The organism is Bacillus sp. FJAT-18017, from assembly GCF_001278805.1.
In the GTDB taxonomy this organism is placed as follows: Bacteria; Bacillota; Bacilli; order Bacillales; family Cytobacillaceae; genus Bacillus_D.
In genome coordinates this window covers 4,993,043-5,016,891 of record NZ_CP012602.1, presented here as the reverse complement: position 1 = coordinate 5,016,891, position 23,849 = coordinate 4,993,043, and the positions used below count along the sequence as shown (strand labels likewise).

22 protein-coding genes are annotated in these 23,849 nt (G+C 45.1%); 12 read left to right on the top strand and 10 right to left on the bottom strand.

Annotation, left to right across the window (positions count from 1 at the left end; genetic code table 11):
* Positions 1-138 precede the first annotated feature (138 nt).
* Positions 139-1,662, bottom strand: coding sequence for an FAD-dependent oxidoreductase (locus tag AM500_RS23520; protein ID WP_053601389.1), 1,524 nt, complete (start codon positions 1,660-1,662; stop codon positions 139-141).
* Positions 1,663-1,882: 220 nt separating this feature from the next.
* On the opposite strand from AM500_RS23520, the gene AM500_RS23515 reads away from it, so the two are divergent.
* Together AM500_RS23515 and AM500_RS23510 are read left to right on the top strand one after the other, a co-directional pair.
* Positions 1,883-3,028: a trans-sulfuration enzyme family protein gene (locus AM500_RS23515; protein WP_053601388.1), complete on the top strand. Its 1,146-nt coding sequence runs from the start codon at positions 1,883-1,885 to the stop codon at positions 3,026-3,028.
* Between the two features lie 293 nt (positions 3,029-3,321).
* A complete protein-coding gene (locus AM500_RS23510; protein ID WP_053601387.1) occupies positions 3,322-4,056 on the top strand; it encodes a CBS domain-containing protein in 735 nt (244 codons plus the stop codon).
* Positions 4,057-4,125: 69 nt separating this feature from the next.
* Here AM500_RS23510 and AM500_RS23505 read toward each other — a convergent pair whose 3' ends face one another.
* Positions 4,126-4,551 carry a DUF1360 domain-containing protein gene (locus AM500_RS23505; RefSeq protein ID WP_053601386.1) on the bottom strand — a complete coding sequence of 142 codons (426 nt, stop codon included), beginning with the start codon at positions 4,549-4,551 and terminating at the stop codon, positions 4,126-4,128.
* A gap of 424 nt (positions 4,552-4,975) precedes the next feature.
* Here AM500_RS23505 and AM500_RS23500 point away from each other — a divergent pair, with 424 nt between their 5' ends.
* The 5 genes from AM500_RS23500 (at position 4,976) to AM500_RS23480 (ending at position 8,704) form a co-directional block, all read left to right on the top strand.
* Positions 4,976-5,332, top strand: a complete 357-nt coding sequence (locus tag AM500_RS23500) for a lmo0954 family membrane protein (RefSeq protein ID WP_053601385.1) — start codon at positions 4,976-4,978, stop codon at positions 5,330-5,332.
* An 18-nt stretch (positions 5,333-5,350) separates the two neighbouring features.
* The gene (locus tag AM500_RS23495; protein ID WP_053601384.1) at positions 5,351-5,992 is read left to right on the top strand and encodes a PspA/IM30 family protein; all 642 of its coding nucleotides are present in this window, start codon (positions 5,351-5,353) and stop codon (positions 5,990-5,992) included.
* 309 nt (positions 5,993-6,301) lie between these two features.
* Entirely contained in the window at positions 6,302-7,039 is a 738-nt protein-coding gene (liaF, locus tag AM500_RS23490; protein WP_053601383.1) for a cell wall-active antibiotics response protein LiaF, read from the top strand.
* On the top strand, positions 7,036-8,079 hold the full coding sequence (locus tag AM500_RS23485) for a sensor histidine kinase (protein ID WP_053601382.1): 1,044 nt from the start codon (positions 7,036-7,038) through the stop codon (positions 8,077-8,079). Before liaF ends, AM500_RS23485 begins: the two co-directional genes overlap by 4 nt.
* Positions 8,072-8,704, top strand: a complete 633-nt coding sequence (locus AM500_RS23480; protein ID WP_043931322.1) for a response regulator transcription factor — start codon at positions 8,072-8,074, stop codon at positions 8,702-8,704. The genes AM500_RS23485 and AM500_RS23480 overlap by 8 nt, the downstream gene beginning before the upstream one ends.
* Positions 8,705-8,774: 70 nt before the next feature.
* Here the strand turns inward: AM500_RS23480 and AM500_RS23475 are convergent, their stop codons facing one another.
* Together AM500_RS23475 and AM500_RS23470 are read right to left on the bottom strand one after the other, a co-directional pair.
* Complete coding sequence (locus AM500_RS23475; protein WP_053601381.1) at positions 8,775-9,494, bottom strand: TrkA C-terminal domain-containing protein; 720 nt, start codon at positions 9,492-9,494, stop codon at positions 8,775-8,777.
* A 71-nt stretch (positions 9,495-9,565) separates the two neighbouring features.
* Entirely contained in the window at positions 9,566-9,829 is a 264-nt protein-coding gene (locus tag AM500_RS23470; RefSeq protein WP_053601380.1) for a hypothetical protein, read from the bottom strand.
* Positions 9,830-10,000: 171 nt separating this feature from the next.
* On the opposite strand from AM500_RS23470, the gene AM500_RS23465 reads away from it, so the two are divergent.
* Positions 10,001-10,948 carry a magnesium transporter CorA family protein gene (locus AM500_RS23465; protein WP_053601379.1) on the top strand — a complete coding sequence of 316 codons (948 nt, stop codon included), beginning with the start codon at positions 10,001-10,003 and terminating at the stop codon, positions 10,946-10,948.
* 160 nt (positions 10,949-11,108) lie between these two features.
* Here AM500_RS23465 and AM500_RS23460 read toward each other — a convergent pair whose 3' ends face one another.
* The gene (locus AM500_RS23460) at positions 11,109-11,744 is read right to left on the bottom strand and encodes a Bax inhibitor-1/YccA family protein (RefSeq protein ID WP_053601378.1); all 636 of its coding nucleotides are present in this window, start codon (positions 11,742-11,744) and stop codon (positions 11,109-11,111) included.
* Positions 11,745-11,844: 100 nt separating this feature from the next.
* A complete protein-coding gene (gene mscL, locus AM500_RS23455) occupies positions 11,845-12,246 on the bottom strand; it encodes a large conductance mechanosensitive channel protein MscL (RefSeq protein ID WP_053601377.1) in 402 nt (133 codons plus the stop codon).
* A 205-nt stretch (positions 12,247-12,451) separates the two neighbouring features.
* Between mscL and AM500_RS23450 the strand changes: the two genes are divergently transcribed.
* Together AM500_RS23450 and AM500_RS23445 are read left to right on the top strand one after the other, a co-directional pair.
* Positions 12,452-13,093 carry a trimeric intracellular cation channel family protein gene (locus AM500_RS23450; protein ID WP_053601376.1) on the top strand — a complete coding sequence of 214 codons (642 nt, stop codon included), beginning with the start codon at positions 12,452-12,454 and terminating at the stop codon, positions 13,091-13,093.
* Between the two features lie 116 nt (positions 13,094-13,209).
* Entirely contained in the window at positions 13,210-13,893 is a 684-nt protein-coding gene (locus tag AM500_RS23445) for a hypothetical protein (RefSeq protein WP_231688078.1), read from the top strand.
* 364 nt (positions 13,894-14,257) lie between these two features.
* Here AM500_RS23445 and AM500_RS23440 read toward each other — a convergent pair whose 3' ends face one another.
* From AM500_RS23440 to AM500_RS23425, 3 genes are all read right to left on the bottom strand, one after another.
* The gene (locus tag AM500_RS23440; RefSeq protein WP_053601375.1) at positions 14,258-15,490 is read right to left on the bottom strand and encodes an aminopeptidase; all 1,233 of its coding nucleotides are present in this window, start codon (positions 15,488-15,490) and stop codon (positions 14,258-14,260) included.
* Positions 15,491-15,930: 440 nt separating this feature from the next.
* A complete protein-coding gene (locus AM500_RS23430) occupies positions 15,931-17,514 on the bottom strand; it encodes a M20/M25/M40 family metallo-hydrolase (protein ID WP_053601373.1) in 1,584 nt (527 codons plus the stop codon).
* 126 nt (positions 17,515-17,640) lie between these two features.
* The gene (locus AM500_RS23425) at positions 17,641-18,909 is read right to left on the bottom strand and encodes an MDR family MFS transporter (protein ID WP_053601372.1); all 1,269 of its coding nucleotides are present in this window, start codon (positions 18,907-18,909) and stop codon (positions 17,641-17,643) included.
* Positions 18,910-19,056: 147 nt separating this feature from the next.
* Between AM500_RS23425 and AM500_RS23420 the strand changes: the two genes are divergently transcribed.
* Complete coding sequence (locus AM500_RS23420) at positions 19,057-20,322, top strand: phytoene desaturase family protein (RefSeq protein WP_053601371.1); 1,266 nt, start codon at positions 19,057-19,059, stop codon at positions 20,320-20,322.
* A gap of 4 nt (positions 20,323-20,326) precedes the next feature.
* Entirely contained in the window at positions 20,327-21,202 is an 876-nt protein-coding gene (locus AM500_RS23415; RefSeq protein WP_053601370.1) for an RNA polymerase sigma-70 factor, read from the top strand.
* A gap of 446 nt (positions 21,203-21,648) precedes the next feature.
* Here the strand turns inward: AM500_RS23415 and AM500_RS23410 are convergent, their stop codons facing one another.
* Positions 21,649-23,739: a DNA topoisomerase III gene (locus tag AM500_RS23410; protein ID WP_053601859.1), complete on the bottom strand. Its 2,091-nt coding sequence runs from the start codon at positions 23,737-23,739 to the stop codon at positions 21,649-21,651.
* Positions 23,740-23,849 lie beyond the last annotated feature (110 nt).

Here is a 23,849-nt window from a genome sequence, read left to right as displayed (position 1 = left end):
TCACTAGTTAAGCGTTAAAAAATCCAAGAAAGATGCAGAAAACAACGGGCGCCTTATCAAACTCCTTTCAAAACACCATTACAAGCCCTCACATGAAAAGAGGCAATCCACCTAATGTGGATTGCCATTTTGGTCGTACTAGTCTTCCAGCTTTTTCAACGCCTCGATAGCCGGACCTTCAACCACATCACCGCCATACGAGAAACGGGAACCATGGCACGGACAGTCCCACGTCTTTTCGGCATGGTTCCATTCGCATTCACAGCCCAAATGTGTACAAGTCGTATCAACCAAATAAAGCTGTCCAGTCTCATCCTTATAACCGCCAGCCCGTTTCCCGTTAACGAGGACAACCCCGCCTTCGCCGACCTTCAAATCTTCCGGATCCTTAGGTACGAACTCAAGCTTTCCCTTTACAAAATGACCCGCAACCTCCAAGTTGAAAGTTGCTGCTTTCTTCAGGGCAGGGTCCAATTCAAAGCGGGAAGGATGATAAAGTTCCTTGTAAGGACTTTCTATATCCATCACATAATCTGTCAAAATATGCGCAGCCAGTGTAGAGGTTGTCATTCCCCACTTTTTATAGCCTGTTGCGACAAGGATAGTTTCCTCATCGTCCTTCAATGGGCCAATATACGGAAGCTTATCGAGAGTCTCCAAATCCTGCGCCGACCAGCGGTACTCATATTCATGAATGCCGAAAACTTCTTCGGTCCATTTTTCAAGTGCCTCATAATGCTCAAGCGTATCCTTGCCAGTCCCGGTCCGGTGGTTTTCCCCGCCGATAATCAGCAGATTCTCACCATTAACCGGCGTATAGCGGATCGAGCGTGACGGTGAGTCAGCACTGATGTACATCCCGCCAGGATATTCCTTTTCAGTCTTGACTCCAATCGCATAAGAGCGTGACGCATACATACGGGCAAAGTACAGCCCTCTTTTGTCAAAAAATGGCCAATGCGATGCGATGACTGCATGACTGCAGGAAATTTTTCTGTCTTCCTTCGTATGCACAACAGTCCCGCCTTCAACTGTGATATCCTTGGCGGTCGTATTTTCATACACGAGGCAGCCAGCGTCAACAGCCTTTTTCAGGAGTGCCCGTAAATATTTGAGAGGGTGAAACTGGGCCTGGTTGGGCATAACCAGGGCATTCTTTATTTCAATATCAAACGGGATGCTGCTCCTCAGTTCTCCCGGGATGCTAAGCTTTTGATAGGCTTCCATTTCGGTTTCAAGCTTGGATTGATATTGCTCGGTTGTCGCGTACATAACGGCTTCCTGGTCACTGAAATCACAATCAATACCCTGTTCGTTGACAGTCCTTCTAATAAAGCCGATTGCATCTGCATGCGATTCGTAATAGAGCTTGGCCTTTTCCTCGCCAAAATGATTGATCAATTCATCATATAGCAAACCATGCTGTGCTGTAACTTTTGCAGTTGTATGCCCGGTTGTACCGTTCAAAACACTTCCGGCTTCAATGATTGCTACTCGTTTCCCTTGCTGGGTAAGTAGGTAGGCTGTGGTAATTCCGGTCATCCCTGCCCCGACGATTGCGACATCGACAGAAATATCTTCGCTTAGCTTTTCGAACTTCGGCAGTTCGATCTCCCGCCAATAAGTTCGAGGAAATTTAGGCATATTGCTTTGTCCGCTCATTGTGGTCCTCCTTTTTCCTCGGTTGGTTATCTACTTTATAGTTCCCTAACTTAGGTAAATGAATCCAATATTTTGTGCTTAACTAGGGTAATAATGTCATTTTCGTATTAGGGTAATTTAATTTTCTGTGTGAGGTTTTGTGACATGGATCGTTGACGGATGAAGCATGGATTGATATACTCCACCTCATAAGGGAAGATTACAGAAGAAGGTGTCAAAAATGGCAAATGAGTTTGAGACAAGAGTATTACATGGTGACAAAAAGGAGAACAAAGAGATTGCCAGCAAGGTGACGCCGATTTACCAGACGTCCGCATTCACCTTTAAGGACCTTGACGAGCTAGAAGGCTTTTACCAAGGGAATGGACGATACTTGTATTCACGTACAGGCAACCCGAACACGGACGAGCTTGGTAAAGCTGCAGCCAGGCTAGAAGGTGCGCCGGCGGGTGCAGCTGCTTCCTCCGGGCTGGCGGCTATCCTTGCCGGAATTCTCGCAGCCGTAAAGGCAGGCGACCATATTATTGCCGCTGATGACCTGTATGGCGGAAGTTATCATATGCTAAAGGATGAACTAAACGACTTTGGCATCGAGACGAGCTTTGTTTCATTTACAGATTTATCCCAGGTTAAAAAAGAGATTCGGGGGAACACCCGTCTTCTCTATACAGAATCGATTACCAATCCGCTGCTGCGGGTTGAGGACCTAAGTGCGGTTATTGAGTTGGCCAGGAAGCAACAATTGCTGACACTGGTTGACAATACGTTTGCAACACCGCTTCATGTTCGCCCCTATGAGCTTGGTGCGGATATGGTTGTCCATAGCTCGACAAAGTACATTGGCGGGCACAGCGATGTTACCTCTGGTGTCATTGTGGGCAGGGAGGATTTGATAGCCAGGGCAAGCGGGAAAATTTCCAATCTCGGCTCCAATTTAAGCCCATTTGAAGCGTGGCTCACGGTCCGCGGCCTTAAGACGTTAGCGCTAAGGATGAGGGCACAATCGGCGAGCGCCCGCAAGCTTGCACTCGCTCTTAAAGGGAATTCTGGCGTTAAAAGTGTCTATTATCCATTTGAATACGGTGGAGAGGACGGCTTTGGGGCAATGGTCACAATCGAACTGTCGGAACAGGCCGATATGAACAAGTTCTTCCGTGCTTTGTCCTGGATTAAAATAGCTCCAACTCTCGCAGGAGTGGAAACAACCGTTTCCCACCCGGAAGTTACCTCGCACCGGGCGCTCTCACCGGAAGCACGAGCTGCACTAGGTATAAATCGTCAGGTTGTCCGAATCTCTGTTGGCATCGAACATGCCGATGACATTATTGGCCAGTTTGAGAAAGCGATAAGTGAATCAAAGAACTAGTATTCGTCTTATGCGCCGGGCATTTATGCCTGGTGCTATTTTTATTATCAATGACACTTCGAGATCAAAACCAGGTTGTTTTGTCATTCACTGGGCTTATGAATGACATTTCGGGTTTAAAACCAAGTTGTTTTGTCATTCATCGAACTTATGGATGTATGACACTTCGAGATTGGGTGCAGCTCAATTTGTCTTTATATGGGAGACATGGGCTGGAAACATCCTCTATGTTTCAGATCTTTAACAAGAATGGTAAATAAGGAGGGGGTGAGAAAATTTTGAGGAGGCAGCCTATGGCTAACGAAAAAAACGAGATAAAACGCCAAAGAGAAAAATCGGAACGCTTTGAAATTGCGTTCAATCAGATTCACACAGAATTGAAAAAGCTTGGGAACAATGGTGATACAGACCATTTTGTTGAGCTTCTCCATAAAGTGAAAAACCGCCATGCACCAATCAGACGCTATTTTGAGGATTTGAAAAGCTATGCCCGGCTCCGTAACGCACTTGTACATGAGAAGAGCCGAAAAAATTTCTATATTGCCGAGCCTCATACAGAGGTTGTTGAGCAAATTGAGAGCATTGCTGAATTTATGTCAGTTCCGCCATCAATTTTGACTGTTGCTTCAAAGCCGGTAAAGACCTTTCAAGCAGACGATGATGTAAGTGAGGCCATCCTGGAGATGGACAAATATGAGTATACTCAATACCCGGTATATGATGGGAACCAATTCAAATTCTTGATAACCGAGAGCGGACTGCGCAAGTTTTTTTCAAGTAGACTGAGGGAGGCATCCATTGATCTTTCCGGACAAAAAATTGCTGATGTCCAAGAGTATGAAAAGACTAATACAGTTAAAATCGTATCAAAGGATATGAATATATTTGAATTAGAAGATTTGTATGAGTCACGTACGGAGAGCGAAAACAAGCTAGAGGCAGTTATCATAACCGAGAACGGCTCCCATAAAGAAGAACCGGTAGGCATTGTATCCTCCTGGGATTTGATAAAAATGGAGACGGACTGATAGGAAAAGGGTAAAAAATTATGTTAAAGCAAAACGGGATTCCCGCCTGCCGGTGGAATCCCGTTTCTTCTATCCCTTTGGATTTTCTTTTGGCGGTGATGCAGGGACATCTTTGTTGGCGTGCTCAAGTGCCGAATAATAGGCAACCTTCTTTATATTTACCCCAACGAATGTTTCAATGATGGATTGGCCGCCTGCAATCGCGAATACAAACGCAATGATAAGTGCAAAATCCGGAAACAAAAGATAAGCTCCTCCGAAAAAAATAGCGCTCCAAATCCCCGCGCACCAGTAACAGTTAAGCAAATAGCCGAACATATTTTTTGGAACGTTTTTGACTTCGCTCCCATGAGCGGTTTCGATTCGCTTTTTTTTCATAAACGGCTTGCGGAGAAACTCTGTAATTTTGTCAAAAACAATCAAGTGTGTAAGCCGATAGCTGGCGAGTATGAGTATGATAAGTTCCAACCATGACAGGTTTTCAAAGTTTTCCATTGATACGCCTCCTGTGTACCTCTGTTGTATAGTGTGAACTTGGCCTGGTTTTTCATTCTAGTGCGCCTGCTTAACTGTTTCCCTGATGGTGAAAAGAATAATCGTAATCGTGATATTTTTGTGAAAAACACCATTAGTTTGGTGGGGGCCATGGTTTGACAATCACCAGGTTACGAGCAACATCCTGAAGCGAAGCTTTTCGCATATTGGGTCTGCTATGGGGCTGTGCGACCCAGTAAATCCTCATATCAAAATTAGACTTACTGCTGGCACCCTTCGAATTCGACGGGTGCTTTTTTATGGAAAAAATCCGTAGGTCCTGCATGTCCTCAGCCTCAAGTCTTAGTTCAAAATCTGGCTAGGGTTCGTTATGGGAAATCTGCGATAGAGCTAAGATAGAGACATGAAAGGAGAGGAAATGAACATGAAAAAATTCGGGTTACTTGTTGCTGGAGGGATAGCGGCGATTGTATTGCTGTCAACCATTGGGCCGATTGCAGGGATGGCGGTCAGCCTGGCAATCCTGTACTTCGTCATTAAACAATTCCTCAAAACGGATTCCACAATGGGGAAAATCGGGCTGGGAATCATCGGCTTGATTGTTTTATCAATTGCCGCAAGCAATGCCCCGGCCATCTTTGGTGTAGCGGCTGCTTATGTGTTGTACCTTGTGTACAAACACTGGAACGGCACAAAGTATGCTGAGCCAGTAAAAGCAGAAGCGGGCGATCCATTCGTTAACTTTGAAAGGCAATGGAACGAACTAAACAAAAATTACTAATTAAAGGAGAGAGTCGAAATGGCTAACTTATTTACAAAGCTTAAAAACACTGTAATGGCAGACCTTCATGAAGCATTGGACCAAAAGGAAAGGCAGAATCCGGTTGCGATGCTGAACGAGTACCTGCGCCAGTGTGAAAAGGAAACTGAAAAAGTCCGGAAGCTGGTAGAACGCCAGCATGCATTGAAGGAAGAATTCACTCGCGAGTATCACCTTGCTAAGGAAATGGCGGAAAAACGCTCGTCTCAGGCAGATGTAGCCAACCTGGCAGGCGAACAGGAACTTTACGAATTTGCTAACCGTGAACAGATCCAATATACGGAGCGGGCTGTACGCCTGGAAGAAGCAATTGCCCTTGCCGGCCGCCAGTTGAATGAGCTTGAGGCAAAGTATGAGGAAATGAAGCACAAATTGAAAGATATGAACCTGCGCCGCCTGGAATTAATGGGACGGGAAAATATGAGCCGCGCCACTCATCGAATTAATCAGGTCGTTGATACAGGCGAAATTAAATCGGCGAACAAATTCAGGGAAATTGAATCATACCTTGATAATTTGGAGCATGAAGTCAATAGCTCGTATTTCCGCAATACAATTGATGCCAGAATTGCCCAGCTTGAAAAAGATATAAAGAACAAGGAAATAAAGGACGCTCAGTAAGGATGGTAAGAGGGGGACCCTGGAGAAGGGGTCTCCTTTTGGCAAATCAAACCAGTGTGCGGAAATCGTATTTCGAACGAGTCCGCCCTTCAATTTTTCACTGCGGAAATAGAGTTGCAGTATTTTGTCAAAAGGTTACAGAGAGAGGAACAAAGTTTTAACCTGTCCCTTCCTGAAAAACCTTGGGAATGATATTCTTGAATTGGACCATATGGAAAGCTAATCGCCCATAACTAAATTTAAAAAAGCTCTCACCGAAGTAATTTGGTGAATTCACTATAGACTGTACACCTGTGGGGAGGAAGCAAGATGGATAGAAAAATGACAGGGGATTATATGGGCTGGCTAATCATTGCTGGAGCGATTGTGCTTCTTTTGGAAATTGCCTTTTTTAATAGCGGGCTGTTATTTGCTATCTTCCTCTCTGGTGCAATGATTTATATGGGAAGGAAAAAACGGCACTCGAAGTTCTGGAGGCTTATTTTCTGGGTTGGAATTATCATTCTGGTCACGAGCATTATTAATATGATGACCTTTAAGCTTATCCTGATTGCGTTGCTGCTATTTGTGCTCACCCAGTTTATTCAATCCAAAAAAACGCCAAAACAAATAAAGCCCGACATCAATCTGCCCGCTGATAATCCTGAACCCGGCAGACCCCTCATCCGGACACAGCCGCTCCTCGAGAATGTCATATTTGCATCACAAAAGACTCCTGGCGGGGTATATGACTGGAACGACATCAATATCCAAACGGGAATTGGCGACACTGTGATTGATTTAAGTTATACTCTGCTGCCAAAAGGGGAATCAGTGATTTTTGTCCGCAATATTATTGGCAATGTCCGAATCCTGGTGCCTTATGAGCTTGAAGTCAGCGTCCATCATTCTGTGGTTGCCGGCTCAACGACAGTGTTTGAACATGAGGAACCAAAAGTGTTTAATCAGGTTCTTCACATGAAAACGGGGGATTACGATATCGCGAGCCAGAAAGTGAAGATTTTTACTTCACTAGTTGTCGGGAACCTAGAGGTGGCCAGGATATGAGCGCAATTCAACGTCAGGTCCTATGGAGCCTCGGTTTTGCCTTTCTTCTAACAGTGGCCAGCACGGCGGCGTTTTTTGCCGTTTATCCGCTCGATAAATGGTCTTCGTTATGGACAACACATATTCTGGGTATTCCATTCCTCATCTTTACTCCTCTGTTCGGGGGTGTCCTGGGAATTGTCGGCGGGTTTGTTTCCGGCCAATATTGGAGGTCTCAGTTTGCTTTGGTTGAGCAGTCGCTCCGCCAAATCGAGGAAGGCCATTATGCCGAACAGAGGGCGGAGAGCTCGCTGTACGAAATGAAGCAAATTCAGGCGCAGATTGGACACCTCAATCGCCAGCTGACGGAAAAAGCGAAAATATCCCAGCGGCTTGCGACAGAAAAGGCGGAAGTCCAGGAAACGAGAATCCAGGAAATTATTTCACAGGAGCGCAATCGGCTCGCCCGCGAGCTGCATGACTCGGTCAGCCAGCAGCTTTTTGCTGCCTCGATGCTAATGTCGGCGATAACAGAGACAATGCCGGAGAAAGAACCGGAAGCTCAACAGTTAAAGCTGGTAGAGGGAATGATTCACCAGTCGCAAATTGAAATGCGTGCACTCCTCCTTCACTTGAGGCCGGCTGCGTTAAAGGGTAAGACGCTTCAAGAAGGCATAGCTGAACTGATGAGTGAATTGGCCCAAAAGGTTACAATCAACATTAATTGGAAGGCAGAAGACTTCCAAATGGATAAAGGGGTCGAGGACCACTTGTTCAGGGTCCTTCAGGAATCTGTCTCGAACACGCTGCGTCATGCAAAGGCAACTACCTTGAGTGTCCTGTTAGTCAAACGCGACGGTTTAATCATTCTTCGTGTAACCGATGATGGAGTTGGTTTTGATGAAGAAGACAGGAAGGCAGGCTCATATGGCATGCAAAATATGCATGAAAGAGCACTTGAAATTGGCGGCACATTGAAGATTGTTTCTGTAAAAAATAAAGGGACGCGGCTTGAAGTAAAGGTACCGGCTGTCTCGAATGGGGATGGGGAAAATGATTAAGGTAGTGTTTGTGGATGACCATGAAATGGTGCGGATCGGTGTTTCATCCTACCTTTCGGCGCAGCCTGACATCGAGGTGATCGGCGAGGCTGATAATGGGAAAAAAGGCGTAGAACTCGCTCTCAGCTTAAGGCCGGATATCATCCTCATGGACCTTGTTATGAAAGAGATGGACGGGATTGAGGCGACAAGACAAATTATCGAGCAATGGCCCGATGCGAAAATCATCATTGTGACAAGTTTTCTTGACGATGAAAAGGTCTACCCAGCTCTCGAGGCAGGGGCGACGAGCTATATGTTGAAAACTTCAAAGGCAAGCGAAATAGCAAACGCAGTCCGTTCTACATACAAGGGGCAGTCAATTCTTGAACCGGAAGTCACCGGAAAAATGATGATGAAAATGCGGCAGAAGAAAGAAATCCTTCCCCATGAGGAACTGACAGAGCGTGAAATGGAAATTCTCCTTCTGATGACTGAAGGCAAAGCGAACCAGGAAATTGCCGACGAGCTGTTCATTGCCCTGAAAACCGTCAAAACGCATGTTAGCAACATCCTATCCAAGCTACAGGTCCAGGACCGGACCCAGGCTGTCATTTACGCATTCAAGCACAATTTGACTAAATAGTAATTATTTCTTATCTTTTAGGGTAACTGCTATTATGACTAAGCCCCTCACCTAAATGAAGGGCTTTTTCTTATCTCTGGCTATTGGTGTGGGTCTCAATTTTTTCCTTTTTCATTTTCTTTTGAGCTTCGATTTCATCAGCAAAAAAATCTTCGAGGAAGTTTTTATCTCCATAAAGGAGGAGCTGGTCACCTGCCTGGATTTTTTCCTCATAACGTTTATGGCGGAGAATGACATCGCCTCTCCTGATAAAAAGAACATTAATGTCGTCCTCTTCTTTAATTTGATCTTTTAACGTCTTCCCGATAAAACCTGATTCCTCATGAATATGAATATCCGCAAAGAAATCATCTTCCTTATGCAAAAAAACGTCCTTGATAGGCAGCTCCTCGAGGCTGAAATCCTCCTCCAGCTCTTTGTGGATTTTATCAGAAAGCTTTTTTTGCACCGAAGGAAGCTTGACAATCAACAAGAGGGCTGCCAGGATACCCGCAACGATGCCAATTTCCTTGAAGTGAAAGCTCTTCTGAAGAATTCCACTTATTGCAGAGATAATAACCGCAAGTGAAAAGGCCCCGAAGAATATCAAAAAGGCACCCAGCCGCCTTCGGATTGGATGTGCAATAATCAACTCCGACTCACCTGTCGTAAAGCCGGTGCCTGTTAATATTGATATAACCTGAAAACGGGCAATATGTTTGTCCAGGCCGGTCAGCACAAATAGGACAGTACACAATTCAACCACCAAGAGAATGATGCTTATATAAACCACAATAAATCCATACCCCATGGAAATTCCCCCATTAAATAGGCCGAATAGCTGTATTCCTAGCGGCAAAAAGCCTAAAGGAGGTTATTCCTTTAGGCCTTATCCTGCTCGTTCTGATTATAATAATGGACTCCATATTGCGAACCTTCACTGACCATCTTGTTGTCATCGAAATCCATCGGATCTGAAAGGCCAGCTTTTGCAACAACCGGCTCAGTGGTTGTTTTTCCAAAAGGGAGTTTGTTTGCTACCGTTTCATACATACCTTTAACATCCATTTTTGTTGGCTTTAACGCATACCAGAGAAGCGCTCCAATTCCGGCTCCTGCGACCAAATATCGTGTATTAGTTTTCACGGCTAAATCCTCTCCTTTATAAAAGTTTGTCTCTACTATCTTTCATATCTTGTCTATATTAAATACCCATCTTTAGAGTTCGAAAACATGTCAATTACATAGTGCCAGTTTTGAATGGGGGCAAGATGGGGATGGATAAAGTAAGACCTTTTTCTTAGGATGTGGAATTGCATGGTGAAGAAATTTAATAATTCATGGTCCTGGTATGATTTTGAGGATTTTGACTTGGAAGGTCTGCAGAAGATAGCCGCTGAGAAAGCTCAATATGACCTTGATTACTGGATAAAAAAAATCCAGGAAACAAAAACAAATAGTATTGTGATAAATACATTTAGGCCAGGGGCAGAGTGGGTCGGGGGTTCATTGGTGTTCAGGCAGGACTTATTAGATAAAGACGATAACCACCTTTTCCACTTCTTTGTAGGAGAGGACTTTCTGATTACTTCCAATCTTGAATACAGTCTCCTTGGTAAAAACGATAGCAAATATATTTTAGATGAGCAGATGGAGAATACAGGGAACGCAATTGAGGGCTTTTCGGTTCTGCTTGGTGAAGTGATGACTAGCAGTCTTATTAAAATAGATCCATTTGAAGTAAGGCTGAATAACTTACTTTGGAAAATGAAGGAGCAGAATAGTACCGAGATACTCGAAGAGATTTACCAGTGCAGGCATGAGCTTCTCGTGTTGAAGCATTTGATGATACCAATCAGGGAAATTAGAATAGCGCTGGAGGAGGCCTTCGCCGAAAGGATTGCTGACAAGCCGTATTATCAGCGGATTTGCCTTAAAATTGAACGCGGTTTCACCATAGTTAGTGATTATCAGGCAGAGATTGATACCTTAATTAACCTGGAAGAGGTAGTTTCATCTCACCGCGGCAACGAGATTATGAAAACACTCACTGTCCTGACAACCTTGTTCACTCCAGCTACTGTACTTGGAGCCATATGGGGAATGAACTTTAAGTATATGCCGGAGCTCGAATGGAAGTATGGTTACCTTTTTTCCTTCGGGGTAATTATCTTTTCTACACTATTACTGTTCGGAATTGTAAAGAGGAAGGGCTGGTCCGGTGATATATTGCGGGGCAAGAAGAAAAATTCGTTTTTTAAATGAGGCAGCTGATCGTCGCTCCAAAGGCTATGCGAATATTGTCCGAAATAATATGATTCTATAACAACCAAATGATATAAAAAGAACCCGGCTTTAGCCGGGTTTAACTGTTTCAGAAATGCAGGACGGGGGTCCCTGCTTTCTTATACCAATAAATAGGAGTTTAGTCATCACTGCCAAGGATTCCGAAAATCCGCAGGATACTAGTAAACAGGTTAAGGAAGTCCAGATACAGGTTAAGGGCCATCAGCGGCACTTCCTCTGCAGATACTCCGTAATGCTTCATCCTGCTGAAATCAAATAATACATAACCACTGAATACAAGAACACCTATGAATGAAAAGGCAAGCATCCCTGTCGAGCTAAGCGGCCAGATGATATTGAAGATGGAAATAGCAATCAGAGCAAGCAGGGCTGCAACGAGCATCCCGCCCATCCAGGAAAAATTGCGCTTCGATTTAGTTGCGTAAACACCAATGCCGGCAAACACGACTGTGGTTGTGGCAAGCGCCAAAAGAACTGTATTTCCGCCTGATGCTGCTGCATAATAGGCAACCACTGGATATGTCGTAATCCCTGAGATAAATGTGAAGGTATAAAGGAATGTATATGATATCAGCTTTTTTCTTCGAATCAAGAACGCAAACAGCAGCATGCCAAGTTCAACGAACACAAGCGGCATGAACAGTGCAGGCGGAACGAACATGCCTGCAATTGACCCGAGAAACGCAAACGCAATCGACATTGCGAAAGTCCTCATCACGGACGGTAAATATTCTGTACTTGTTTGAGCGTACATATAAAAGGTCACCTCTGGATTTGTAGTAAAGTGTTTTACGAACAACTATATGAAAGGTTTCAACCTTTTATTTATTTTTTTGAAAAAAATAACATCCTTATTATTCTAGTCCGCGTTTCCCGGATTGTTCCTTCAAAAGGTCCCTAATTTCGGTCAGAAGCTCCTCGGATCGATCGATTTTCTCAACAACTATCTCTTCTTCTTCTTTCCTTTTAAATCGGTTAATGAATTTGATAAACAGGAAGATGGAGAAAGAAATAATTAGAAAGTCAACAACGGTTTGCAGGAAAGACCCGTACATTACTGTTGCATCGCCTACCTGTTTTTTCAAGCCGGTGAACTTGACCCCGCCCATCAGGATGCCCAGTAGCGGCATGACGATATCTGCCACAAGGGAGGTAACAATTTTTCCGAAAGCAGTCCCGATTATCACCCCGACTGCCAGGTCAATGACATTCCCCTTCATTGCAAACTTCTTAAACTCTTGTAAAAAATGACTCATCTGGTACTCCTCCAATTTTTAATCTACAAAAATACTCTAACAATAGTATGGATAAAAGTCACTGCAATTTGTTGGCAAAGGGAAATAGGTGTAAATGGCATTGCCATATATCTACACAAAACGTTCATAAAAAATCAATTGCCGTTACGCTCCAGGGAGAGTACATTTAATTTCGGAATGGATTTCATCTTTAGGAGAAAGCACAATGGACACTGTGATATTTACGATTTTAATATATATTGGTATCATTGCCGCTGCGGTGTCGGGGACATTGACCGGGATTAAAAAGAGGCTCGACCTTTTTGGCATAGTCTCGTTGGCTGTTGCAACTGCTCTAGGCGGGGGGATTATCCGTGATGTGTTGATTGGCCAGTTTCCACCAGTTGCCTTTTCATCACCGTACTGGTTTCTGGCAAGTGTTGCCGCCGCAATTACTACTATTCTTTTTTATAAAAATACGATCAGGCTGAAAAACACAATTATTGTCTCGGACACCATTGGCCTCGGCGTTTTCACTGGGCTTGGTGCGGATGCCGCTCTTTCCATTCCCGGTGCAGGGATGTTCCTCGTCCTTTCGATGGGGCTTGCCACCGGAATAGGAGGCGGCATTGCTCGCGATATTTTTACAAAAGAAATTCCTTTCGTGTTCAGGAGGGAGGTCTATGCGGTAGCCTCCATAGCAGGGGGGTTCATTTACTACATGCTGGACGGTCATGTTCCGGATTCAGTTACTTTTTATAGTTGTCTGGCTGTTACGTTTACGATAAGGGTCATTTCGGTATACTATCAAGTCAATTTCCCAACCTTCAGAAGAGGTGAGGTTCGGACCTGGAAAAAGGCGGCATAAATTTATTCCCTCAAAGGGCATCCTGCATAAGGATGGCCTTTTCATATAGTTCAAAAGGAAATAGATAGTTTCCTATCGAATTGTATACTAGTAAGTTTTTCAAGGGGGAGATGGATATGAGCAAGGTTCAGGAAAGAAAGCTTCAACAGGCAAGGGAATACATAGCGACACAAGGAAGGGATTTGGAACTAGCCCGTTTTGATTTACTTTTTCAAAACGGAAGTAGGGAAGAAGTCATCGAGCAGTTGAAACATTATCAAAATGAAGATGGCGGTTTTGGGCATGGAATTGAACCAGATTTCTGGCTGCCAGCTTCTTCTGCCATCGGAACATGGACAGCAGGGCAGATTTTATTTGAAATTGGGGCAAATCGGGATGAGCCGGTTGTGAGTAGGATGCTGGATTATCTCGTGAAAACTGTCGATGGCGGCACAGGAATGTGGGAAACAGTCCAGCCTGAAAACAATGAGCATCCCCACGCTCCATGGTGGCACTGGCAGGAGGGGGCGCAAGACAATTGGATGTTCAACCCCGGCGCAGAGCTCGCTGCATTCCTTGTCCATTGGTCAGAGGCTGGAAGCGAAGCCGCACAAACCGGATGGGACAGCATTGAAAAAGCAGTCAGTTATTTAATGGAACAATCCGAAATGGACTGGCATGAGATTAATAATTTTCTTCAAATGATAAAAATCCTCAGCCCGCAGGAACAGGAGTTTAATTCGAAGCTGCCGTTTTCTTTTGATGGTGTCTCAGAGAAGGTACTTTCTCTGGCTGAACAGGCTGTGGACCGAAACGTTTAATGGGGAAAAGGCTATAGACCACTGCCGCTTGATTTCATAGACGGACCGGAAAATGCGCTTTGTGAGCGGTTCGGAACACTTGTCGAGGAGAACTTAGCCCATTATCTTGAGACGATGGGTGAAGACGGGATCTGGGAAATTACCTGGAGCTGGGGCATGTACCCCGAGGAGGCGGAAGCAGCCAAACGGTATTGGAAAGGAATACTTGCTGTCAGGAGATACAAGCTTTTTAAGGCATTCGGCTATTTGTGAAATGGAAAAAAGCACTGGATTCCTGAAGAGGAGTCCAATGCTTTTCATGCTTGGCTTTAGTATTCAAATTTAAACGGACGTTTGATTAAATTTGCTTGAACCCGCGCGGGGCTTAGATTGCCCAGTTACCGGAGCGGAAGACTGGCACTCGTGCACCGTCTTCTGAAATGCCGTCGATGTCCATTTCAGCAGAGCCAATCATGAAATCGACATGGGTCAGGCTGTCGTTCAGGCCTGCCGCGTCAAGCTGCTCCCGGGTCATTGTCTTGCCGCCTTCGAGACAGAATGCATAAGCAGCCCCGATCGCAAGGTGGTTGGAGGCATTTTCATCGAACAATGTATTGTAGAACAAAACATTCGAGTTTGAAATTGGTGAGTCGTGCGGTACGAGCGCCACTTCACCTAGATAGTGAGAGCCTTCGTCGGTTTCGACTAGCTGGCGAAGAATTTCCTCGCCTTCTTCCGCTTTAACATCAACAATTCGGCCTTCCTGGAAGGTTACGCTGAATTTGTCGATGATATTGCCGCCGTACGAAAGCGGCTTGGTCGAAGAGACAACGCCATTCACACCTGTTTTTAAAGGAACTGTGAAAACTTCCTCAGTAGGCATGTTCGCCATAAACTCGTGGCCCTGTTCATTCGTGCTGCCTGCTCCCACCCAAAGATGACCTTTTGGCAGCTCAATAATCAAATCAGTTCCAGGAGCTTTATAATGAAGGAATTTAAAGCGTCGTTCATTCAATACATGAACCTTTGCATGCAATGTCTGGTCATGCTGTTTCCACGCGAGTACCGGATCTTCAGCATCGACACGGACAGAAGCAAAAATGGCATCCCAAAGTTTGCTGACCTGCTCGGATTCTGGGACATCCGGGAAAACCTTTGCAGCCCATTCCGCGGAAGGAACCGCAATAACAGTCCAGCTGAATTTGTCTGCCTGCATCATCTGGCGGTAACGGGATAGAGCTTTGCCGGCAGACTTTTGGAAGTTGGCAATTCGATGCGGGTTAACGCCTTTCAGCAAGTCTGGTGAAGAAGACACTATTGACATCAACGCCGCGCCATTTTCCGCCAGTTCCTCAGACTCCTTTGCGCGCCATTTCGGGTATTCGTTGAATGCTTCCTCAGGAGCAAGTTCATATTTCGTCCGGGATACTTTATCGTCCGTCCAGTTGACAACAACATTGTGCGCACCCGCTTCGTACGCTTTCTTGACTGCAAGCCTTACGAACTCGACTGCATCAAGCGTACAATTGATAACGAGTGTTTGCCCAGGCTGAATATTAACGCCAACCCTCACTGCAAGCTCTGCATACTTCTCTAATCTTGTTTTAAAATCGCTCATCCTATGTACCTCTTTTCCAGTTTCGTCCTCTACAGTTTAGCGTGTTTTTATGTAAAAAAGAAATAATAACTGCTGAAATTTCAGAAAAAAGGACAGCAGGCTAAGCCTACTGTCCGATATCATTATAAAGCTTTACGTTTAGGAAAACACCCCAGGAAAATAACGCTACAAATGTTATGATTCCAGACAAAGAGGTCGGCGACATCCAATCCATCATTTTCACCATCCCAATATTGAAATCTACCTTTAATAGCAGTATACGCTCATATTTCAAGTGAAACAACTGAAAGTTCACAAAGTTTTCAAAATTATCGGTTGACGATTGTTTTTCTTCCACAATCGGTTGAATGGAAAGCTCTTTTATCCACTAGTATTAAGACAAAACATAAAAAAGATGCTTAGCAGCGGCTAAGCATCTTTTTTTGTATAAGTCTGCCAGCTCATATAGAAAATACATGGCGGGCAAGCTTCTCGAGCAAACCAGGCAATGTTACAAAGGAATAATTCAGCTCCAGCCGTTCTGTTTTTTGATGGGGGTCTGCACCATATGGCCCAAGATTGAAAACGGGCATCCTTAATTGATCGATCAACTCAAACGGAATGCTATAGCCATGTTTATACAGAGGCATATTCCCAATAAGCAGCTGCGTATCCTTTTTTGAAACCGATGACGTAGCATAACTCAAATCGCACAACCCAGGGAAAAAGCCACGTTCAACAAGCTCTGGCTGTTCCTTTTTCAAAAAATCACCCAAGGAGCGGACTGTTTCATCGAATCTGGATGAAACCGCCGGATAAAAAGGCGGGCTGAAATAAAAGACGATGAATGGTTTTGATTCAACGTAGGCGGAAAACTCCTGAACCATACGCAGGCTCCTGCCGCGCTCATCCTCCCCGGCACTTGCCTCAAGTGCATATGTCAGCAATTCTTCCGTCCGGGAGGCACCAATGCTTTCCTTTACTTTTAAAAAAAGATCCGCCCACGTGAGAACTGGAATTTCAAAAGGAAGTCCGGCAACGCCCGCAGCTTCCGATTTGTTGTGATAATGACCTAGAACCTTTTTGGCAGCTTGTTTCGCTTTTTCAAGTGTCCTGGCAACAATTTCTTCAGGAGTCTGCTCCATATAAAGAAGATTGAACATTGCAACCGCCGAGGTGGGAGTCTGAACATTGTAGCTTTCCTTTAAATCACGCAGCATCAAATTGGTGGGCGGAGGAGTTTTCTCCACCCCAACCTGCTCTAGAAAATCGTTGTTCAGTTCAAACTCCATGGTTAGTGCTGCGGCTAGGAGCGATGCGTTGAGCCCGGCGAATGGCTCGCCTCCATGTGTCTCCTGCCCAACACAAAAGAATGTCGGCATCATTTTGCCAATTGTGCCGGTGTACATATATTTGATTGTATCGAGCGGATGCTCCTTGAACGATGGCTCGGAATTGAGGCAAAGCACGTATTCCAGGCAAAGCTCCTCCTGGAGGCGAACCATTTCCTCGACAGCGGCAAGCATCCCACTTGAGCCAACTTCCTCATCGGAAACCGTGACCAAAAGCAGATTCCCATCAATTTCACCGTAAGAAAACCTCTCCAATAAAGATATCTGGGCAACGAGTCCGGCCTTCATATCCATCGTCCCGCGCCCAAATACCCAGTCACCTTTCTCAAGCTCTGCGCGGGCTGCCTCTGTCAGCATCTCAGGGTCTTCACTGAAACGATTGGTCAGCCTATCGGTAGAGAAGGCATCCTCCTTAAGCTGGCCGTAATCTTCAACACCTACTACATCAAAATGACTGATCATTACAATCGTTTTTTTAGTGCCAGGTTTTTCAACCAATGCGGTCAGGTAAGACGCCCCCGGTGATTTGTGAATCTGTAAATGATGGCTATTTTTTTGAAAATAAGGAAGTGACTTTAATTCAAGGGCGAGCAAGTCCGGGAATAGCTGTTCCGACTCGGAACCGGTGATGCTCGGAATGCTGACAAGGCGTGCCAGCAGCTCTGCCATTTGTTTTTTTGTCTGCCAAAGCATACGAATTTCCTCCGGTTATATATAGTAAAAAGGTGCACACTATAGCGTTGCTGAACCTGCGTGTGCACCATCATGTTATTATTCAATTCGATTAATCCATAACCTGCTTTTTTTTTAAAAAAATCTCTAAGCCAGAGACCTCTGTTTAAAGTAGGTCTTGAAGGTAATCCAATAAATCCATCCGCTTACCAAGGAAAGGAGCGCGAGAATGATAAAGGTCCACTCGTATCCAACCCAGCCGGACAATGGAATCGAAATGGGTGCGATTGTCTTGGCTATAGTAAAACGAAGGCTGGCTGCTGCAAAATACTGGCCGCGCAAGTGTTCGGGAGCAAGGTTGGAGACGAAGCTTTGCTGGATGCCTACAGACACTAGTTCCCCGAATGTAAAAATCGCCATTGCGATAATAAGCCCCCAAATCCATGTTGTCTGGCCGAATATATAAATCCCAACTGCATACAGGACCGCCGAGGCGATGAAGACATCGCGTTCCTTGAATTTCACCATCCATCGTGTAATGACCACTGTCAATAAGACAACAAGCAGGCCGTTTTCCGCGAGAACCAGCCCAAATGCGCGGTCACCATCAATATCGAACGACCAGCTGCCGAAACTGAAGAGATTCTGGTTGTTGACCATCTCACTCATATAAACCGGAAATAGAAGGTCGAGCTGCATGAATGTCTGTCCAAGCACAATCCCTGCAATGATGAATAGGAGAAAGGTTCGGTCCTTTATAATTACTGTATAATCCATAAACTGGTCTCTGAGCACATGATACCATCTTAAGTTGTCCGCTGTTCTGGAGGCAGCAACTGATGCCGGCAGCGTTTCCCGCACCCATTTCCCAAGGATGAACGCCAGCGCGAAACCGATTAGCCCTGAGACAACCAGCAGTTGAGACGGATAGTCGATGTAAAAAATTGAACCCAGAATTGGCCCGACAACGACCGAAATATTGGTTGATGTATAAAAAACAGCAAAAACACTGCTGCGGTTCTTTTCGTCGACAAGATCAGCAACCATTGCCTGACTGGCCGGCCAGTAAATTGAAATAAACATGCCAGCAACAGTGAAACAAATGAACCCAAGCATCGGGGAATCAAGCCATGGCGACTGAGCGATTCCGAATAGAAGATAGGATATCCCCTGGCCGGCAGCAGCAACAACCATCATTCTCTTGCGGCCAAACCGATCCGCGCAATAGCCGCCTAGTAAATTCGCAAACACCGAAAAAACCTGTGAAAAAATTAACAGCAGTCCCGCATTTGTTTTTCCAAACTCCCCAGCAAAATAAATCGTCAAGAACGGAAAAAACATCCAAAAGGTTGTATTTAATAACGCTTCCGACACAAGCCGGATCCGCAAATTCGCATCCCAATCCCTTAATCGCATATAAAAAACTCCATTTCTCTGTTTAACCAATAACTTCTTTATCATACTACCGGCGGGGAAGAATTTACAATAACTGTACCACCAAAATGTCACAGCCACGCACCTTTAATCGTCATGAGAATGAACAATAAAAGGAGGCTATGAAGAATGGATAAATGGGACGTAGTGATAATTGGTGGAGGCTTAGCAGGCTATGTGGCAAGTAATTACCTGGCACGGAGCAAGTTGTCTGTCTTAATGCTGGAAAAGGGGAAACAAGTTGGCGGAAGGGCAAGGACAACGAAAATTAAAGGACAGTATTTTAACCTTGGTCCTCATGCTCTTTATAAAAAAGGAAAAGCATGGGTCATTCTCGAAGAATTAGGTATCCAGCTTGATGGAAAGCGGCCCAAACCGGATGGCATTTTAACTGGAGACAACCATGAATTCATTGCTCCTTTTTCTGCAATAGGGGTGTTAACGACACATTATTTGAATTGGAAGGAAAAGGTGGAGTGGTTAGCGGTTTTATCAGAAGTTATTCGTGTTGATGTGCAAAAAATAGCTGAGCTTACATTCTGCCAATGGGTTACACAAACAGCCCGTTCTAAAAAGGTCCAATCGCTACTATTCGTACTTGGAAGGCTTTCGGCTTATTGCCATGCCCCGGAACGGGTAGGTGCTGCAGTGATATTGTCGCATTTGAAGAGTGTCTTGGGTGGTGTTATTTATCTCAATGGAGGATGGCAGACAATTATTGACCAACTTCACAACCAAGCGGTCATCACAGGTGTCCAAATACAGACGCATAAAACTGTAGAACAAATCACAGAGACTTCAACTGATTCTTTAAAAGTTGTCCTTTCAGATGGGGAGGAAATCCTGGGCAGAAATGTGATTTATACAGCTGGGCCACAGGAATTGGCCGGGATGCTGGGTAAAGACGAGGGTGCCTTCTTCAGGAATATGATCCCGGTAAAAGGAGCCACCTTGGATATAGCATTAACAAAGCTTCCAAGGCCAAAGAAACTGTTTGCTATGGACATAAGGAAGCCTTTTTATATGTCGGTCCATTCAGCCTGCGCCAGACTTTCTGAAGACAAGGATAATAGTGTTTTGCATGTATTTAAATACTTCCATCCGGACGAGAAGATTGATGGAACTAAAGTTAAAGAGGAGCTAGAACAGTTCCTTGAGGGAATTCAACCAGACTGGAAAGACCATGTGATTACAAGCCGGTACATGCCCCAAATTACAGTAAACCACCGGCTGCCCCAGATTGGTGATGAGTTTCAGCTAGGCAGTTCTACTACAGAGATTCCAGGATTATATATAGCAGGAGACTGGGCATGTCCCGATTTAATATTGGCAGAGGGGGCAGCAAGCAGCGCAAAACGGGCAGCTGCTGAAATCATCAAAAATCGAATGGGGTGAGGTCATGCAATTAAGTAATGAAGAGTATCTACAACTAAAGCCTTTGTTGTTTTCTATAGGTTACCGGATGCTGGGTTCAGTTACAGAGTCTGAAGATATTGTCCATGAAACCTTTCTAAAAGCCTATCAAATCAACGAGGAAAAAATTGAAAATAAGAAATCATATCTTTGTAAAATGCTGACCAACCGCTGCCTTGATGTTTTAAAGTCTGCGCGAATCAAGCGGGAGAAGTACATTGGGCCATGGAACCCAGAGCCACTTTTAATGGAAATCTCACAGGAAGTGGACCCATCGGATGCACTTCTTCAAAAAGAGGGGCTAAGCATCGCCTACCTGAGAATGATGGAACATTTATCCCCAGATGAACGCGCAATCCTCTTGTTAAAGGATGTATTTGGCCTCCAATATAAGGAAATTGCCAATATGGTTGAAAAGAAGGAAGAAAACTGCAGGAAGATTTTCAGTCGAGCGAAGCGGAAAATTTCAGCTGTCGAAGGAGAAAGCCTAGATTATTCGAAGAACAGGAAAATCGTAGACGGCTTTATTCAAGCATTTCAATTTCAGAATTTGGCTGCGATACTGGATCTGGTTTCTGAACATGTCACGCTGTACTCGGATGGAGGCGGAATTGTTAAGGCAGCAATCAAGCCTATTGTATCCCGAGCAAATGTAATAGCTTTCTTAAGTGGTATCGTTAGCAAAGCCCAAGGAGAATTTGAAATTGATGTAAAAAATATAAATGGCCAGCCAGCAATCATTGTTTTTATGGATGGTACGATTCAAAGTACTATGAGCTTTTATATCTCCGATGACAAAATCAACGAAATCTATATCATGATGAATCCCGAAAAGTTAGCCTCCATTCGAAAACATTTTTAAAGATGTTCAAGACTAAAAGTATTAGATTGCGCTGCGGATTTCACCACACTTTATGACTAAGACAACGTGAGGCTATAGTAGTATTTCACTGGCAGTACTCGGAGACTTACTAGTAAAACAGCAAGGAAAACTAGTAGTACTCTGAGTAGTACTAGAAGGACTACGGATTTTAGTGACACTTTATGACTAAGATACACGCTTCTATAGTGGTTTTTCAATAGCCGTACTCAGAGGCTTGCTAGTAAAGCAACCTGGAAAAATAGTAGTACTCTGAGTAGTACTAGAAGGACTACGGATATCAGTAACACTTTATTACTAAGACAACACGTGGCTATAGTAGTATTTCACTAGCAGTACTTGGAGACTTACTAGTAAAACAGCAAAGAAAACTACAGACTTTTTAACAGCAAAAAAGCGGGCCGCGGCCCGCTCCAATTCACTTTCACTTAATCTTTTTTCTCCAGCGCCTGCTTAAGTAAATCGCCCAAACTGGTGCCGAAGTCTTCCTTCGGAGGTGCATACTTTTGCACGAGGCGCTTTTCCTCACGCTTGTTGACAGCTTTCTTGCGTTCTTCTGCTTTTTCCACCACGTTGCAGGTGCGGCACTGGAAGTAGGTGCCGGCTTTGCCATTGTGGATTTCCATCTTTTTATGGCACTGCGGACAGCGGCGGTTTGACAGCTTGGCATCCTTGCGCTTCCGGTAGGAGCACTCGGGGCTTGAGCACACGAGGATTTTGCCGTCCTTTGTAGTGCGCTCCTTAAGAAACTCGCCGCACTCAGGACACTTGGACCCAGTCAGGTTTGGCGGACGGTACGTTTTGTCACTGGTCTTAATTTCGTTAACCAGGCGAGCCGTCTGTTCACGGATCCGCTTGCCAAACGCCTTAGGATCCCCTTTCCCTTTGGCAATCTTCTCGAGATCCTCTTCCCACTTTGCAGTAAGCTCGGGGGACTTTAAATCATCATTGACAAGCTCGATTAGCTGCTTGCCCTTTTTCGTAGGGTGGAAGCGCCCGTTCTGGCGCTCAACAACTTCGGTTTCAACAAGGCGTTCTATGATTTCGGCGCGGGTTGCCGGGGTGCCTAGTCCGAATTTTTCCATCTGCCCCAGTATATCGGACTCAGAATAACGGGAAGGCGGCTCGGTCCATTTCTGGTTCGTGTTCGCCGAAGACACCGTCAGCGTCTGGCCGGCTTTAAGGGCGGCGACTGCTGGTTTTAAGGCAACAGATTCTTCTTTGCCCAGGACCTTTTTGAAGCCAGGTTCTATTGTGACAGTTTCGCGAGTCGAAAAGATTTCGCCTTCGGTTTTCACCTCGAATGAAACCGTTTCGTATTCATAAGCAGGATAAAAGAGCGTCAGGAAGCGGCGCACAATCAGATCGTAGATTTTACGTTCGTCCGTATCGAGTTCGGACAAATTTGGCCGCTCCTCGGTCGGGATGATTGCGTGGTGGTCTGTAACCTTTGCATTGTTGAAAACGCGCTTCCCAAGGACAGTGCTTTTACCTAAAACAGGTTTCACCTCATCACGGTAAGCGTTAGCCAGTGCGCCAAGCCGGTCGGCCATCGTCGCTTCCATGTCTGTTGTCAGGTAGCGGGAATCCGTACGAGGATAGGTAACTAATTTATACTGCTCATACAAACGCTGTAAGGTATTCAGTGTCTTTTTAGCAGAAAAACCAAACCGCTTATTTGCGTCCCGCTGTAACTCAGTCAGGTCGTAGGGAAGAGGCTGCGGCTCGGATTTCGTCTTGCGGTCAATTTTTGAGACAACCGCCTTACCATCCTTAACCTTGCGCACAATATCCTCTGCCTTTGCCTTATCAAAAAGACGCTTCTCTCCATTTTTTTCCCACTCAAGCGACAATGGGCCGGCAGACATAGAAATCGTCCAATATTCTTTAGGCTGGAACTTCTGGATTTGGTCCTCGCGATCCAGAACCATTGCAAGAGTTGGTGTCTGGACTCGTCCGGCAGAAAGGGGATCGCGGTATTTTGTCGTTAGCGCGCGGGTCACATTCAACCCAATCAGCCAGTCAGCCTCGGCCCGGCATACAGCGGATTGATACAGGTTTTCGAATTGTGAACCTGGCTTCAATTGGCGGAATCCATCACGAATAGCCTTGTCGGTCTGCGAGGAAATCCACAGACGCTTAATCGGCTTTTTCCAATTAAGTCTGTCGAGGATCCAGCGTGCGACTAGCTCACCTTCACGGCCGGCATCTGTTGCGATGATGACTTCGCCGATGTCCTTCCGGTTGGCCAGCCCTTCGATTGCGCGAAATTGGTGGCTCGTCTGCTTCATGACCTTGATCCCCATCTTGTCGGGAATAATCGGCAGATCCTCGAGATTCCAGACCTTGTACTTAGTTGCATAGTTTTCGGGCATCTTTAGCTCAATAAGGTGGCCAAGCGCCCATGTGACTATATATTTATCGCCTTCTATATAACTTTTGGAGGTATTGCGGCATCCGAGTACTCGTGCAATCTCACGGGCAACACTCGGTTTTTCGGCAAGAACCAATGATTTCACAGCATTCAATCCTTTCATTCAGGCAATTAGAGTAAGCCTCTTACCAGTATAACGGAATTAGCCTGACTTTTGAATTCAGGGGTCCACGCAATAAAGAAGAAACCTCCTCC